Here is a 17413-nt window from a genome sequence, read left to right on the forward strand (position 1 = left end):
CTTCAGCGATACGCCGCTGAGCGAAGCGATCGTCGAAGCCAATCGCTATTCACGTGACAAAATCGTGCTGCGAGCTCCGCAGCTGCAGAGTGCGCGCATCAGCGGCACGTTCGAAGCCGGTAAGAACGAATTGTTCGCGGAAGGCTTGCAAGCGTACTTCCGCGTCGACATCGAGCGCAGCACCGATGGCACGCTGGTGTTGAGTGTGCCGAACGAATAGTTGTGAGGGGTGATCCTTTTCGGTTGTCAACATTGGCAGGGAGCTTTGAATCCTTGCAGGCCAATACACAACCAGAAGGGCGCGCAATGGGCAACGATCGATCGGCGACTGTTGATGTTTCATCTCGATGTCTGCGCACCGACGTGCGCCGGCTATTACACACCTGGCAGGTGCAAGCGGCTGCAGTAATTGCGCTGGGTTGCGCGGTCCAGAGCGTAAGAGCCGAAGACAATCCGCAACGAAGCTACGAAATCGCACCTCAGTCGATTTCCACCGCGCTCAAAGCTTTTGCGGCCCAGTCGGGCATGCAACTGATCTTCACCGAAAGCGACGTCGGTCAAACGCGCACCAGTGGCGTGAATGGAACGCTGTCGGCGCGCGCTGCGCTGGCCGAGTTGCTGCGAGGAACGAATCTCGAATTCTCCTTTACGCGTAACAACATCGTGGTGGTGCGTAAGGTCGAGACAGCTGCGGTTTCCGCTGGTGCGTCTCTTACGCAGCCGGCGGCGTCGGCTGATGCCATCCGTCTTGCGAGTCAACGCGTCGAGACCGCTGCTGATCCCGAATCTGCTTCGGCACCAGGCTCGGAGCAGAAGGGCTCGATCAGCCGTGAAGAAGACATCGCCGAAGTGCTGGTGCTGCGCAAGCGGCCGTTCACCGATAAGAACGTCGACATCATCCGTACCGAAAACGATGTGCAGCCGTACTACATTTTTCGCGCGGCTGATATTGAGCAATCGTCGGCCGTCAACGTCGAGGACTTTCTCAAGCGCAACCTATCGATGAACACGACGGCGTCGGTCGCCAGTCGCACAGCGCCCAATACCAGCGGCAACGCGAGCTCCATCAATCTGCGTGGCCTCGGCGCGAATCAAACGTTGATTCTGATCAACGGCCGCCGGACTGCAGGCCCGAACGTCTTCGGCGTGCACGGTCAGCCGGACGTTAACGGCATTCCGCTGTCGGCAGTGGAGCGCATCGAAACTCTGCCTACGTCGGCGTCCGCCATCTATGGCGGTGCTGCGGTCGGCGGCATGGTGAACGTTGTGCTCAAGGATTCATTTGACGGCGGCGAAATGCGCGTGCGTTACGAGAACCCTTTCGACGCCAGTGCGCCACGACGCATGGTGTCGGGCACTTATGGTTTATCGCTCGAGGAAGGTCGCACGCAGCTGGTGGTGAGCGGGCAGTTGTCCGACTCGGATTATCTGCGACGCGAGGATCGCAACGATCTGGTTCAGGCTTACATGAATCGGGTTCGTCGTAACAATCCCTCCTTGCTCAGCACGAATACCTCGCCGTATCTGCTCGGCAGTACGCCGAACATCGTGTCCGCGACCGGCGCCAACCTGACACTCGACGACGGCACGCCGCTCAATTCACCCATCACTTACATTCCGGTGGGCTATGGGCCCGGCTCCGATCCGCGCTTGCTGGTCGCCAACGCCGGTCAGGTCAACACCACGCCGCCGCACACTGGCAATAACCTTTACGGCGATCTCGCGCCTTTGGGCTCGGCGCCTGAAGCGCAGTCGTTCATGTTCTCCGCGCGTAGAAAGATGACCGATTGGCTGGATGTATTCGCGGAATATTTCTACGGCCGCAATCGAACCGAAGCGACCACGTCGCCCTTCAGCGATACGGTGGTCATTCCGGCCAACGCGCCCACGAATCCGTTCCAGCAGAACGTACGCATCAGCTTTCCGTCCGACTACGCCTTTCCGTACAAGACTGAGAGCTTGACGCGGCGTTTCGTGGCCGGCGTGGTCGCGAGTCTGCCGCATGAATGGAGCGCGGAGGCTGACTACACCTACAACCTTGCCGACTACAGTTATCGTTCCAGGAACTACAACAATCGCGGCCCGCTCACTACCGATCTGAACTCCGGCGCGCTCAATCTATTGCAAGACGTGGTCGGCAATCAGGTGGACTTGAGTCAGTACCTGGGCACTTTCGGTTTCTCGGGACCTTCCAAGCTCGAAGATTTCGCCATTCGTTTGGCGGGTCCATTGTGGAACATGCCGGCCGGTGCGCCTACGGTCGCTATTGGCATCGAGCGCCGTATCGACAGCGTGGATGAAGGCGACTTCCTGCGTGTGTTCGATAACTATCCGGCGAACAGCGAAACCCAGGTCTATCTGGATCAGAAGCAGACGATCGATAGTTTGTATCTGGAAACGTCCATTCCCTTCTTTTCCTCGCGCAATGCTTTGCCAGGTCTTGCGGATCTGGCCTTGCAGTTGGCGGGACGAATGGAGCGCTACGACGTGAGTTCCAACACCGCGTTCCAATACACCTCGCCGGCATCCTTGGTTGCCACCAACGTGCCGGTCGTCCGTAACTCCACTGAGTACACGGAGACCAAAGGCATGGTGGGCTTGCGCTACAAGCCGGTGGACGATCTGATGCTGCGAGCAAGCTTCAGCACGGCGTTCCTGCCACCGACCTATGCGCAGTTGCTGCCGGGAACGTTGGCTGCTTCGAATCTGAATGTGATCGATCCATTGCGCGGTAATACCAACACCAGCGTGCGCAGCCGCTCGGGTGGTAATCCCAGTCTGCAGCCGCAGGAGTCGGAGAGCATCGATGTCGGCCTGATCTTCGAGCCTCACTGGGTGGACGGGCTGCGCCTGAGCGTGCAGTGGTATCGCATCAAGCTCGAGAACGTGTTCCTGACCATCACCGGTCAGCAGATCGTGAATCTGGAATCGCTGTTCCCCGGACGAATCACTCGCGGCCCGGTGGCGCCTGGCGATCCGTACGGTGTCGGTGCGATCACTGAAGTCGACTCGACCTTGGTCAATGCGAATCGCGGTGAAACCGACGGCTACGATTTTGGCGTCAGCTATCGCAAACAGACGGATAACTGGGGCACGTTCAACTTCTCCGCCCAAGCGACCTACATCGATCACTACAAAATCCAGAGCAGTCCGGTGGCGGGGTTGGAAGATATCGTGGGCCAGGTTGGCGGTCGCAACGCGCCGCTGCAGTTCCGTGGCAACGTCGGCATCTCGTGGGCGTTTCACAATTGGCTGACGGGATGGGATGTCACGCACTACGGCAGCTACCCGCAGGATCGCGCGGCCAATGGTGCATACATTCTGGCGCAGGGAGCGTACGAGATTCCTAACCAGACCTATCATGATTTTCTGCTGGCCTATTCCACGGACTCGCTCGCCCCGGGCGGCGGCTCTTGGTATGACTCGCTGCTGGCGGATACGACGGTGAGCTTGAACATCAAGAACGTGTTCGATGAGAAGCCGCCGTTCGATGCGCGCGTAACGTACTACACCAGTCCGTTCGGCGATCTGTTGCTACGTTCGTATCAGCTGTCGCTCGTCAAAAAATTCTAGTTTTCATCCGGGGGATTCCACTGTGCTGCGACGTGCGACGTTGCTCGGTACGCTATTGCTTGCGTCCGTGACTCATGCGGCGACTGACCTCGTCGCTCGTTACTTGGATAACTACCCGCAGCAGGGAGAGCTGCAAGCCGCCGAGGAGGCTCCGGTACTGACTTGGACCAGGGAATTGCGGGGTGTGCAGAGTGTGTGGGTCGCCGAGGGCGAGCGACTCACACCGCGCGTGTTGCTGAGTTATCCGGACGACGATGGACAATTGCTTGGAGGCTTGACGCTCGCGCCGAATGGAACGTGGCTGGCGTATGTGCGCGGCAGTTCATCGAACACGTCGGGCGAAGCCAATAATCCGCTGAATCTTGCCGACCCGCAGGAGCGTGCGTTGTGGGTCGTTGCCCTGAGCGACGGCAAACCGCAGCGAATTGCTGGCGGCGGCTCGACACCGGGCAATCTCGCGATCTCGCCGGATAGCAGCACGCTGGCCTTCTCGCGAGGTAGGGACGTGTGGTTGGCGAAGCCCGGTGCAGCCATTCAACCGATTCGTGCCTTCACTATTCGTGGTTCTATCGGCGGCCTTGCTTGGTCTCCCGATGGCCAACGCCTTGCGTTCGTCAACGGCCGTGGCGCCTTCAGCATGATCGGCGTGTTCGACGTTGCGACTCGGCAGATCCGCTTCTTAGCTCCGAGCATCGATAAAGACGCGTCGCCGGTGTGGTCGCCCGATGGTCGCTGGCTGGCATTCACGCGATCGAGCGAGCCGGTGCAAAGCTATCGCTTCGATCAGAAAGCCGACGTAGTGCCTTGGTCCCTGATGATCGCGGACACCAGCACGTGGCAGGTTGCGACTCGATGGACTGCTGACCGCGGGGCTGGCAGCGCTGCTTATTACAAGGCATTGCTTTGGTCGGGTAATGACGAGTTGGTTTTCCTGTGGGAGAAGACGGGCTGGTCGCACATCTATCGTCTCTCACGTACTGAGGGAGTTCCACGTGCAGTGACTTCGGGTGAGGGCGAGGTCGCGGCGGTCACGATCGCTCGTGACGGGCGCACGCTTTACTATCACGCGAACACCGAGCTGCGCGAACGTTACGACTTGTTTAGCGTTCCGGTCGCTGGTGGCAAGCCTAAAGAACTGTTGGCGGGCTATGGCGTCACGGCGTACTTCGCTCCGCCGGCGCTTCTAGATAACGGTGCGGTGGCGGTCGACGCGTACACGCCGCGCGAACCGGGGCAGATCATGCTCATCGGTGCTCAAGGTAAGCCGCGAGCGCTGGTCGCGAATGCCACGCCGTCGGAATTTCCTGCGAAGGAGCTGCCCGAGCCGGAGATCGTCGAGGTTAAAGCGGCGGATGGTGTGGTGTCTCGCTCGCTGCTTTATCGGCCCAAGAAGGTGGGCTCAGGGAAAGTGCCGGCGTTGGTGTACGCGCACGGCGGCTCTCGCTCCATTCAAACGTTGCGGCCGAATCATCTGGCCGGCTTGGTCGAGTCGCTGGTGATGAGCGGCTACGCCGTGATCGTTCCCAATTTCCGCAGCGGCCTCGGATATGGTCTCAAATTCAGAGAAGCGCAAGGCTATGGCGCGGCTGGCGGCACCGACCTTGCGGACATTGTCGCGGCAGGCGAGTACTTGCGAGCGTTGCCGGAAGTTGCAAGCGATCGCATTGGCATCTTTGGTTTGTCGTATGGCGGGTATCTGACCACGGCGGCGTTGGCGCGTGCGCCGAAGCTATTTGCAGCCGGCGTCAGCATCGTCGGCGTCACGGATTGGCAGATGGAGTTGGAGCTCGATGCCGGCGGTGCGCCGTTGCCGTTTCGTTTGACCAAGCGCCTGGAGTTGGAGGAGTTGGCTTACAAATCGTCTGCCATGGCTGATCTGTCTGGTTGGCGTGCGCCGATCTTGTTCATTGCTGGCGGGGACGATCAGGCGGGGTGGATCCAAGAAGCCTCCCAGTTGGGATATCTCCTGCGGGAACGACAGATTCCGGTGGAGTCTTGGGTCGAACCCAATGGCACGCACAGTCCAGCCACGCATGCGATGTTGCGTGCACGAGCAGACGCGGCTTTGGATTTCTTCGAGCGGCGCTTGAAGCAACCAAAGACGACGGTGACCACGCCGTGAGGGTCTCGCGTTGGCTCTGTGCTGCCGTCCTGATCGGTTCCGCCGCGACGGCAGCGGTGCCGCCGGAGCGATTCACTCTGCAGCAGTCCATCGATGCCTATGAGTCGGCCATCGGTGCTTGGGCCGACTACGCCACTGAAACTTTGACTTCGACTCAAGGCCGCTATGTTCTCTGGAACGAACGCAGCGAGTTGTGGGTCGCTCTGGCGCCTGAGTTCGAGCCGCGCCAGCTGACCAAGCATGGTGATGACGTTCGAATCGTCGACATGTTCGCGTTGCCCGACGGCGTCTCGGTGCTCTACGTCCGTGCGCGGCCAGGAGGCGAGCGAGAGCTTTGGCGAGCCAATACTGAGACTGGCCAGGCGACGCAGCTGGCGAGCGGCGCTGACGTACCGCGCTCTGCGCCGACGTTTGCGCCTGACAGCGAGTCGTTCGTGGTCAGCGAAAAAGGCACGATCATTCGTGCTCGGATCACGCCGAATGGGTTGCAGCGCTCACGGCTGCTGGCCATCGACGACGACCGGCACGCCAACTCCGTGTCCTTCAGTGAGTTTACTTTTTCAGCGGACGGTCAGCGGCTCGCGTTCGTGAGCCAGCGAAAAGCGGGACAAAGCTATGTCGGCGTTATCGACTTCAAGTCGGGGGAGGTCACTTATCTGGATCCTGCCATTCACCGCGACAGCAAGCCGTCCTGGTCACCCGACGGGCAAAAACTGGCGTTCATTCGCGTGCCCGGCAATTGGGTTCGTGAACATCGCTTCATCGACAAGACGGCGGCCGTGCCGTGGAGCATCGCAGTCTGGAACGTCCGATCACGTCAACTTCGAACGGCATGGCGTGCGGATGCAGGGCGCGGTAGCTATGTGCCGCCGAAGTTGTTTCCACCGGTGTGGACTGCCGAGGGTCGCTTGGTCTTTGCGTGGGAGAAGACCGGCTGGCCATTGCTTTATTCCGTCTCTTCGAAAGGCGGTGTCGCTGCGTTGTTGACACCGGGCCAAGGAGAGATCGGTCGGCCACGCGTGGATGCTGCGAATCAGACCATGGTGTTCGAGAGCAATCACTCAGATCTGGGCCGATCTCATCTGTGGCGCTTGTCGTTGACCGATGGCCGGTTCGAGCAGCTCACCAAAGGCGATAGCGTCGAGCAACTGCCGGGCATGCTGTCTACCGGTGACATTGTTTACTTCGCCAGTGAGCGCGGCCGCATGCCGCTACGCCGGGTCGTTCGGCGCCAGGACGGTAGTACTCGAGCACTGACGCCGTCTGCGGCGGTCGCCAAGGAACATCAATCAGTGTGGCGCGAGTTCGTCGACACGACCGTTTTCACTGTGACGGCTGGCGATGGAGTCACGAGCTATCACTTGAAGATGCAGCCTCGCGGGCCCGCGCCTCGCGAAGGGTTTCCCATCATCGTCATATGCAAGGGCGGACCAATCAGTCGGGTGCTTCCGGGCGATCGTTATGGCGACTACACGCCTTTCGCTCAGTACGCCGTGAGTCGTGGCTACGTGGTCGTGTTCATGAACTACCGGGGCAGCGCCGGGCTCGGGCTCGACTTTCGATATCCGGCTGAGCGCGGCGCCACAGGCGCCAGCGAGTTGTTGGATCTGTCGGCGCTGGCTCGGCATTTGAAAGCTGATGCGCGTGTGAACGCTAACGCCATCGGCATCATGGGTTACTCCTACGGCGGACATCTGGTCGGCCTGGCGTTGGACAAGCTGCCGCAAGACTATCGAGCTGGCGTGCACATGAGCGGTATCGCCGACTGGATCGTCGAGCTGAAGAAAGACGGCGATGCCATACCGGAGTTCGTCGCGCTCTCGGAACGCTCGCTGGCCGACGACCTCGCCAAAGCATCGTCGCCGAGCCTGGAACACTGGCGAGCACCGATCCTGTTCACCATCGGCGACGCCGACACCTCCGGCCACGTGGAAGCGGTGATCGATCTCGGGCACCGGCTGCTGGCCAAGGGCGTCGATGCCGAATTTCAACTGATTCCCGGCGCCACGCACGGCGACTTGCGCTCGTTCCCGATGGCGCGCGTCTACGAGTTTTTCGAACGACACCTCCGAGCCGATACCACCGAATGAAGAATCGCATGACCTGCGCCGCGTTGGCGCTCGCTCTGTTGGCGGCAGCCGTTTCCAGCAGTGCGGACATGTTGGAGAACTACCGGCGCGCTGAGAGCTACCTCGCGTGGCATGCTCGCAAGCTGGTGCTGAACGAAAAGATAACGCCCACTTGGACCGGGCCCGACACCTTTTGGTATCGCAGTCAGACGGTCGATGGTCACATCTTTCAACGCGTCGATGCGCGTCGACAGTCGCAGGCGCCTGCTTTCGATCATGAACGCCTCGCCAGTGCGTTGTCGTCGCTGGTCGGGGTGCGCCTCGACCCGAAGCAGCTGCCGTTCGATCGGCTGAGCTGGTCAAAGGACGGCCGAACACTGCAGGTCGGCTATCAGGGCAAGGCGGCAGGATGCACGCTCGATACATATGTATGTTCGCCGGTGGACGGCAAGGCCTCGCCGCCCGTCAATCAGGTGCGATCTGCCGACGGCCGATGGCTGCTCGATCTTCGCGAATTCAATCTAATCTTGACGGACGCCGCGAGCGGCACGGAGTTCGCGCTGACCGATGACGGTGTCGAGGACTACGGTTACGCCGATGGCTCGGAGCTGAAACGAACCACGATCAGCGACCGCTCGCGTGGACTGCCGTCACCGCCAGTGGTGCTGTTCTCGCCCGACTCGAAAAAGATCCTCACGTATCGGTTGGATATGCGCGAGGTTCGTCGCATGCATCTGTTGCAGGATGTGCCGGGAGGTGCGCCGGTACTGCACAGCTATCACTACGCCTTGGCTGGCGATGCGCATGTGCCGCGCGCTGAGTTGATGATTTTCGATCTGGAAACTCGGCGTCGGATCGTTCTGGATGCTCCGGCTTTGCAGTTGCCCACGCCGCTGTCGCTAACAGAGTTTCCGATCCTGTGGAGTGCTGATAGCGCTTCGGTGTTCTTCAGCTCCGAAGAGCGCGGCAGTAAGCAGGTGGATCTGTACGCTGCTGACGCGACCACCGGGAAGAGTCGGGTGTTGCTCCAAGAGCGCAGCGCGACTTATCGAGACCGTGGGGCGGCGGCGATGATGCGTTTGGTCCCCGGGCGCAATGAGCTGATCTGGGTGTCCGAGAGCTCGGGCTGGAATCATTTGTATCGCGTCGACATCGCGACCGGTGCCATCAAGAACGCCATCACGTCCGGCGATTGGCTGGTTCGTGAAATCGTGCACGTCGACGGGCGAGGTCAATGGATTTACTTCCTCGGCGCTGGCCGAGAAGCCGGTCGCGATCCTTATTATCGCCACCTGTATCGGGTCAAACTCGACGGATCGCGCTTGCAGTTGCTGACGCCAGAGGACGCCGATCATACGGTGCAGGCGTCGCGTGACGGCAAGTACTTCGTCGATACGTTCTCACGAGTCGACGCACCTCCTGTCACGACACTTCGTGCTGCCGACGGCGCTCAGGTAATGACGGTGGCGCGTGCCGATATCAGTGCACTGCTCGCGACGGGTTGGAAGTCTCCCGAGCGCTTTACAGTGAAAGCGCGAGATGGAGTCACCGATCTTTTCGGCGTCATCATCAAGCCGGTGGACTTCGATCCGAGCAAGCGCTATCCGGTCATCGACAGCATCTACCCGGGCCCGCAAATCACCCGCGTGCAAAAGAAATTCACTGCCGAGGGCGAGCGACAGGATCAGGCCATCGCGCAGCTCGGTTTCATCGTGGTGGCGGTGGATGGCATGGGCACTCCGAATCGATCCAAAGCCTTCCACGACGTTTCCTACGCCAACATGGGCGATGCCGGTGGCTTGGAGGATCACATCAGTGCGCTTCGACAACTCGCAGCCCGTCATCCCTACATGGATGTCGAGCGCGTTGGTATCTACGGCGATTCCGGCGGCGGCTACGCGTCGGTGCGTGCGCTACTGAAGTATCCCGAGTTCTTCAAGGTTGGCGTGGCTGGCGTCGGTAACTACGACCAGCGCAGCTATCTCGCCGCGTGGGGCGAGCGTTTCCAGGGTTATCCGGTCGAGCAGGGCGCTTACGAGAGTATTTCCAATCTGCCGCTCGCGCCACACTTGCAAGGCAAGTTGCTGCTGATGATGGCCACCATGGACGACAACGTTCACCCGACCAACACCCTGCAGATGATCGACGCGCTGGTGGCCGCCAACAAGGATTTCGACTTGGTGGTGCTGCCCAACCGCAGCCATGCGCTCAACGACGTGAGCAAGCCACAGCAGCCGTTCATCGGCGCGGACGGTTACTACACGCGGCGGCGTTGGGATTTCTTCGTCAAGCACCTGCTGGGGACGGAGCCGCCGCAGGAGTACCGGATATCCACGCCAGGGAGCAGGCAATGAGCGGCGGCTGACAGGCCACCGGAGGATTTACGCCCTCCCCAAAAAAATATCGCCCGAGGGGGTGGAAAATTTCCCGCCGTGCATCTTCAATGAGCGGCGCCGAATTTTGCGTCGATTCAGGTTCTAAGTAGTGTCCACAGGCCGGCTCTCCACCATCAGCTGGATTGGCAGGCACGTGCTGCCGTACGAAAAGGAAGTGCGTGCGTGGCTGCGGCGGGCGCTGCGCGTGCCCGGCGACACTGACGACGTCCTGCAAGAAGCCTACTGCCGCATGTCGGCGCTCCAAGATGTGGCACACATCGATAATCCTCGGGCCTATTTCTTTCGGGTCGTGCGCAACGTCTTGCTGGAGCAGATTCGCCGCGCGCGAGTGGTTCGCATCGACACGATCGCGCAGGTGGACAGTTTGGATGTGCTGGACGAGGCCGCCTCTCCGGAGCGAGTGGTGGCCGGGCAGTCCGAGCTGGCCCGCGTGGAGCGCATCATTGCCTCGCTGCCGTCGCGTTGTCGCTGGGTCATCGAGCTGCGCAAGATTCATGGGCTGTCACAACGTGAAGCAGCCGAGGCGCTCGGGGTTCGTGAGGCCGTGATCGAGCGCGAAGTGGCCCGAGGTATTCGGTTGATTCTGAAAGGTATGTTGGAAGATGGAGCGACGGAGGCCAAGGCCGCAGGGGCGAGAGGGCATGAGCGAACGCGAGACAGCGAAAAAGGTTGAGCAAGCCGCCATCGAGTGGCTGGCCCGTCGCGATGGTGGCGATTGGAATGAGACCACGCAGCGCGAGTTCGACGCATGGCTCGCGGGCGATGAACGTCGCGTGGGTGCCGTGACTCGGGCGGAAGCGGCGTGGGATTTCATGAGCCGGGCTCGTGCACTGTCCGGTGGCCGCTCCGTTGAAGAGATCCAACGAATTGCTTCGCTGGCGGCGCGCCGGCGCTTTTTCATCTCGACCGGTGTCGGCGTTGCGTTGGCGGCAAGTGTCGCGATGCTGGCGCTGTTGTTGGGAGGCGCGGAGCGGTACGGCACTGAGTTGGGCGAGATCAGGCAGGTCGCACTGACCGACGGCTCGCGCGCCAGCCTCAATTCACAAAGCCAGCTGAAGGCCTCAATGCGAGCCGAGCAGCGCGATGTGGAGCTCGAAGCGGGCGAGGCCTTCTTCGAAGTGGCCAAAGATGCCGCGCGCCCGTTCATCGTCAAGGCGGGCAGCGTGCGAGTCAAAGCGGTCGGCACCGCTTTCTCAGTTCGCAAACGCGAGCATGGCGTCGATGTGCTCGTGACAGAAGGTGTCGTGAGCACCTGGATCGCCGGCGATGAAGACAAAGCCTTGCGACTCGCCGCTGGTGCGCGGGCTTTCGTCACGGAACAGAACAATACGACGGTGCTCGAAGATGCTCCCACTGAGATTGCTCGTGCGCTCTCCTGGCGCGTGGGAGAGATCAGCTTGGAAGGTCAGACGCTGGCCAACGCGGCGGCCGAGTTCAATCGCTACAACCCCCGACGCATCGTGATCGATGACCCGACGCTCGGCGCGCGCCAACTGGTCGGCCGATTCCGAGTCAACGAGCCTGAAGAGTTCGCGCGAGCGGTGGTTTCGACGCTCGATGCTCGCATGGAAGTCAGTCCGGATACGATTCGGTTGGTGCCGCGAAAATAATTTTTATTTTTTTGGTGGGACCCGCGAGGATTTTTTTCTCCCATTCCTCTTTTAAGACAAACAGGGAGAAACCACATGTTCGATCGTTCGATGATTCCTGGCCCCGCGTCATGGCTCGCCGCTTCGGTGTGTACCGTGACCCTGTCCGCTCCACTGCACGCACAAGTCGTCAGTTTCGATGTCCCCGAACAAGATGCCGTGACTGGCATTTCCGAGTTCGCGCGACAAGCCGATGTGCAGATTCTCGCAGCGAATGAAGTAATCGCCGGCAAACGCACCGCAGCTGTCCACGGCAGCTACAGCGTCGACGCTGGCTTGGGACTGCTGCTGAAAGGAACCGACATCGTCGTCGGGACCAGTGACAGCCGCACCTATACATTGAAACAACAAGTCGCGTCCGCTGATGCACCGAGAACACTCGACGAAGTGGTGGTGACGGCGACCAAGACCGACACGCCGCTGATCGAAGCGCCGCAATCCATCTCGGTCGTCAGCAGTGACGAGATGGCGCTGCGCGGTGTGCAGGATCTCAATCAAGCGCTCAGCTACACCACCGGCATCAAGTTTCGTGACTATCCCGGTGGCCAAGGCATTCAAGATTTTTACCTGCGCGGGTTTCGCGCCAACACCAACGGCGAAAGCGTGTATCGCGATGGTTTGCGACAGCAGTACACCTCGCTGACTGGCAACGTCGAGCCGTACGCGCTCGAGCGCATCGAGTTGCTGAAAGGCCCGGCGTCGGTGCTGTACGGCCAGGGTAATCCTGGCGGTTTGGTGAACTTGACGACCAAACGGCCCACCGACGAACCGGTGCGTGAGGTGCAACTCAAAGCAGGCAGCTACGATCATTATCAGATCGGTGCCGACTTCGGCGACGCGCTGAGCAGCGACGGCAAACTGTTGTATCGCCTGACCGGCATGTATCGCGATTCGGAGTTGCAGTACGACTACGGCCGCGACGATCGCTTCTATGTCGCACCGGCGTTGACCTGGCGCATCAGCGACGCCACGTCGGTGACATTGCTCGGCCAGTACTTCGAGACCACCACCTCGGGCAGCGAGCAGAGCTATCCCGCCATCGGCACCTTGTTCGCCAACCCCAACGGCCAGATTTCGCACGAGCGCTTTCTGGGCAATCCGGATTGGAATCGGATCAACATGGAGTACGCCTCGCTCGGCTATTTGTTCAATACGCGGCTGACCGACAGCTTGCGATTGAATCAAGTCGTTCGCTACAGCGACTCGCAATCCGAGTTCCACAATACTTCGGATCGCAGCTTGGGCTTGCTGGTCAACAATCGGTTGGAGAATCGCGGCGCTAACGATCGCGACGATACCGAGAAGCAGTTGTCCGCCGACACCAATCTCGAATACGACCTCGAGACTGGTTCGGTTCAGCATCGCATTCTCGGCGGCTTCGACTACGCGCGGGTACGCACGACATTGCGGCAGCTGAACGGGTCGGCGGGCTTTCTGGATCTCTATGCGCCTGTCTATGACATTCCCATCGTGTGGAATGCGACGCTGTCACGGCACTTCGCTGACGGGCTCAATCAGTACGGCGTGTATCTGCAAGATCAGCTGAAGTGGAATCGCTTCGTGGTCACGCTCAATGCTCGTCACGATACGTTGAAAACGTTTTCCAGAAATCGGTTGACGGGTGTGCGCACCGAGCTTGAAGACAAAAAGCTGACTGGCCGTGCCGGCGCGGTTTACGAATTCGATAGTGGTTTCGCGCCGTACGTGAGTTATTCCACGTCGTTTCAGCCTAGTGCTGCGGTGACTTGGGACGGCAAGTTGTTCGAGCCCACCGAAGGCAAGCAGGTCGAAGGCGGGTTGAAGTATCAGCCGCGCGGCACGCGATCTTCGGTGACTGCGACGGTTTATCAGCTGACCCAGATCAACGTGTCGACGCCGGATGTGGAGCATGCCGGCTTCAACACGCAGCAAGGTGAAGTGCGCTCGCGCGGCTTCGAGTTGGAAGCTCGCACGCCGGTGGGTGAGTCGTTCAACCTGATCTTCGCGTATGCCTACACCGATGCGAAAGTGACCAAGGCCAATCCGAATTCGGCGGGTGTGACTTCGCAAGGGTTGCGGCAGTTGGGCGTGCCTCGGCACAGCGCATCGGGCTGGCTCGACTACACATTCTCCAGCGGCGTGCCGGGGCTCAATCTCGGCGGAGGCGTGCGTTACGTCGGTGAGGCGTTCAACACACCCAACACTATCGAGTTTCCCAGCTATGTGCTCGTCGATGTGGGTGCGCACTACAGCTTTGGCAGTTACAAGCTCGGCCTGAATGTGACCAACTTGACCAACAAGGATTACTTCAATCCCGGCTTCTATCCGAACAGCGTCTACTACGGCTACAAGCGCATGGTGCTCGGTACGCTGACGCGTAACTGGTGAGAACGACCATGAGAATAATGATGAAAAGAACGTTGTCTCTGATCGTTTGCGCGTTGAGTTTGGTTTGGCTGGCGCCGGCAACGGCGTCGCCGGACCGTGCCGAAGTGCTGGACTACTTGGAACGATTGCAGACGCAGTCCGGTGCGCCGGGCGTGTCTGCGGCTGTGGCGGTCGACGGACAAATCGTTTTCTCGGGCGGCGTGGGTCAAGCCGATCTGGAAGCAGGCACGCCGCAGAACGGACGCACTGTGCACAACATCGGCTCAGTGTCGAAGGTGATTGCGGTCACGGCGATTCTGCAGTTGGTCGAGCAAGGCAAGGTCGATCTCGACGCCGAGCTACAGCGTTACTTGCCTTGGTTTCCTCGCAAGGACAAGCCCATCACGGTGCGGCACATCCTCACGCACACCTCGGGCATTCGTCACTACAAGGACAACGAGTTCGGCGAGATCGTGAAGCACTATGCCGAGTTCGAACCGGCCACCCAGTTCTGGCGCGACGATCCGTTGGTGTTCGAGCCGGGCTCGCATTGGATGTACTCGTCGTACGCGGTGAACTTGATCCAGGGCATCGTGGAGTCGGTGAGTGGCCGGGCGTTCGAGACCTACTTGCGAGAGCAGGTGTGGATTCCTGCCGGCATGCTGTCCACTCAGTTCGACGTGCCGAGTCGAGTCGTGCCGCGCCGGGGCCGAGGCTATCTGCGTAGCCAGACCTATCCAGTGGACGTCAACAAGCCGCAGTTACAGAAGGCGCCCGATGAGGACGTGAGCTACAAGTATGCTGGCGGCGGCATGATTGCCAGCGACGAAGACCTGTGCCGGCTGGGTATCGCTTTGAACCGCGCGCAATTGCTCAAACCGGAAACCCAGACCGCGATGTACAAGCTGCAGCTGCCGCCGGGGCTGCCGACCATGCCGTCCGAGTTCATGAAAAAGAACAGTCCCGGCGTGTTGCCGCCTTCGCAAGACAAAGAGCAGGCCCTGATGTGGTGGATGGGCAAGGATGCGGCTGGGCGGCCGTATGCGGGTCATGCCGGCAGCGTCAAAGGCACGCAAAGCATGCTGATGAACTTCTATAAGCAGAACGTGGTGGTGGCGGTTCACTTCAACGCCAGCGGCGCGGATGTGGGTGAAGCGGCGATGTCCATCGCGCAGCTGTTCATGCCCCAGTTGGCTGTGCCTGTTGGGCGTTCCGCCAAGTAGACCTGGCAAGCGGCGGATCGCATCCGCCGCTTGACGGCCATAGCGCCGATCTGCGATATGCCAACGCGGTACGGCTCACCGCGGGTTTGAGAACGCATGCGTAATCGCGATCGCTCTTCGCATCGGTTGGGGTTGGATCGGTCCATCACTCGTCGGGATTTTGTCGGCGGCACCTTGGTGGGCGCCGGCGCGGCGTTGTTGGGGGTTCCGACCATCGCGAGTTCTCAGGGGCTCGACGCGAGTTGGGGCGGCTTTGCGGGCATCGGCGATTACGCGCGGTCCAACGGCAACACCGCCGATGTGGTCAACACGGCCCATGCGCTACGCGATGGCGCTTTCGAACAACAGCTGGAAAAGGCCCAAGCGGTTGACGATGTCTACGATCTGGTGATCGTCGGCGGTGGCTTCGCTGGCGCGTCGGCGGCGTTGGAGTTTCATGACTCCGGCCGCGGCGGCCGCTGCCTGATGCTCGAGAATCACGCGATCTTCGGTGGCGCGGCCAAACAGAACGAGGTGGAGGTCGGCGGTTATCGGCTGTTGGGGCCGCAGGGGTCGCACAACTTTCGCGTGCCGCCGCCGCTGGAGGCGGGCGCGACCCCGAATCTGGCTCAGGAAATGTGGGCTCGTCTTGGGATTCCCAAGGAGTTCCTGCACGCGACACCCGCCAACGTTGCAAGCGGCGTGCGGATCGCCACTGAGTACTATCAGCCGATGATGCGGGATGAGGGAGCCTCGATTGGCTACTTCTTCGATCCGCGAACTCATGGTCAGCGTGGCGGTTGGGTTCGCGACATGTGGTCGGATGAATTGCAGCGAACGCCGTTCGATGCACAAGCGCGTGCCGATCTATTGCGTCTGCAGAAGAGCGACGCTCACGTCGTCGCCGACGCTGCCAACGATGCTTGGATGGACCAACGCAGTTACGCTGATTTCTTGAAGACGGCTTACGGTGTCGGTGAAGCGGGGCGCCGCTATGTCGATCCGATTCTCGCCGCGAGCGCTTACGGTGTTGGTAGTGACGCGCTGTCTGCCCTCGCTGCGAAACAATTGACGATGCCGGGAACGGCTGCCGACAAAACTGCCGCGCTCGGTAATCCCATGGAAGGCTTCCCGGGCGGCAATGCGACGTTGTATCGCTACTTCATCAAAGCCATCCGGCCGGATGCCATCGCGGGTGGCAACGATCTCGAGTCCATTGCCACGGGCAAGGTTCGTTTCGATGAACTCGATCGTGCTTCGGCCAAGACGCGCATTCGTCTCAAGTCGATGGTCGTAGCCGTGCGTCACGTTGGTGATCCGCAAACTGCCAAGACGGTCGAAGTTATTTATTCGCGTGACGGACGCTTGCAGCGAGTGCAGGCGCGTGCCGTTGTCATGAGCACCGGTTCATGGGTGACGCGTCGGGCCGTTCGGGATCTTCCTTCGCGTCATCTCGATGCCTTCATGCAGTTTCATCACGCGCCGATTTTGGTTGCGAATGTCGCCGTTTCTCATTGGCGTTATCTCGACAAGCTCGGCGTGTCGGCCGCGCGTTGGTTCGAGGGGCTTGGGTTCTTTACCAATGTTCGCTCGCCTGTGCGCATCGGTGAGCGCGCACCGCCGCTCGATCCGAACTATCCGGCGATGCTGACGTTTTATATGGGCTTTCCTACCGCCGGTTTGCCGCTCGTCGCGCAGACCGCTGCCGGGCGGGCGCAACTATTCGGCACTCACTACAGCGCCTTTGAGTTGCAGATTCGCGAGCAGTTACAAACCATGTTCGGCGCTCATGGCTTCGATGCACGTCGTGACATCAAAGGCATCATTCTCAATCGTTGGGGCCATGCGTTCGTCGCCCCTCAGCCCGGCTTCTACTTCGGCCTCGGCGGCCAACCCGCCCCGAGTTCGATTGCTCGCACGGCCTTCGGCCGCATCTCCTTCGGTCATTCCGAGTTCAACGGCCATCAAAACTGGCGCTGGGCCGCTACGGAGGGGAGAAGGGCGGCGAAGCAGGCGTTGGCGGTGCTTGTGTAGCACAGAGGCGCTGTCGACTGAC

9 protein-coding genes and 1 pseudogene are annotated in these 17413 nt (G+C 60.5%); all 10 read left to right on the forward strand.

From position 1 onward, the window contains the following. Positions 1–220 (forward strand): annotated as a pseudogene (locus JNL55_RS06255) (iron dicitrate transport regulator FecR); the annotation flags it as partial. Between the two features lie 86 nt (positions 221–306). Further along, positions 307–3573 carry a TonB-dependent receptor gene (locus tag JNL55_RS06260; protein WP_293850822.1) on the forward strand — a complete coding sequence of 1089 codons (3267 nt, stop codon included), beginning with the start codon at positions 307–309 and terminating at the stop codon, positions 3571–3573. Between the two features lie 22 nt (positions 3574–3595). Continuing rightward, a complete protein-coding gene (locus tag JNL55_RS06265) occupies positions 3596–5695 on the forward strand; it encodes a S9 family peptidase (RefSeq protein WP_293850824.1) in 2100 nt (699 codons plus the stop codon). After that, complete coding sequence (locus JNL55_RS06270; RefSeq protein ID WP_293850827.1) at positions 5692–7785, forward strand: prolyl oligopeptidase family serine peptidase; 2094 nt, start codon at positions 5692–5694, stop codon at positions 7783–7785. Before JNL55_RS06265 ends, JNL55_RS06270 begins: the two co-directional genes overlap by 4 nt. Further along, entirely contained in the window at positions 7782–10118 is a 2337-nt protein-coding gene (locus JNL55_RS06275) for a S9 family peptidase (RefSeq protein ID WP_293850829.1), read from the forward strand. The genes JNL55_RS06270 and JNL55_RS06275 overlap by 4 nt, the downstream gene beginning before the upstream one ends. Before the next feature lie 130 nt (positions 10119–10248). Continuing rightward, positions 10249–10833 carry an RNA polymerase sigma factor gene (locus JNL55_RS06280; protein ID WP_293850832.1) on the forward strand — a complete coding sequence of 195 codons (585 nt, stop codon included), beginning with the start codon at positions 10249–10251 and terminating at the stop codon, positions 10831–10833. Next, complete coding sequence (locus JNL55_RS06285) at positions 10802–11770, forward strand: FecR family protein (RefSeq protein WP_293850835.1); 969 nt, start codon at positions 10802–10804, stop codon at positions 11768–11770. The genes JNL55_RS06280 and JNL55_RS06285 overlap by 32 nt, the downstream gene beginning before the upstream one ends. Positions 11771–11845: 75 nt before the next feature. Then, positions 11846–14176, forward strand: coding sequence for a TonB-dependent siderophore receptor (locus JNL55_RS06290; protein ID WP_293850838.1), 2331 nt, complete (start codon positions 11846–11848; stop codon positions 14174–14176). Between the two features lie 20 nt (positions 14177–14196). After that, a complete protein-coding gene (locus tag JNL55_RS06295) occupies positions 14197–15378 on the forward strand; it encodes a serine hydrolase domain-containing protein (protein WP_293850841.1) in 1182 nt (393 codons plus the stop codon). Positions 15379–15474: 96 nt separating this feature from the next. Then, positions 15475–17391, forward strand: coding sequence for an NAD(P)-binding protein (locus JNL55_RS06300; protein WP_293850843.1), 1917 nt, complete (start codon positions 15475–15477; stop codon positions 17389–17391). Positions 17392–17413 lie beyond the last annotated feature (22 nt).

Source organism: Steroidobacter sp., from assembly GCF_016790065.1.
Classification (GTDB): Bacteria; Pseudomonadota; Gammaproteobacteria; order Steroidobacterales; family Steroidobacteraceae; genus Steroidobacter.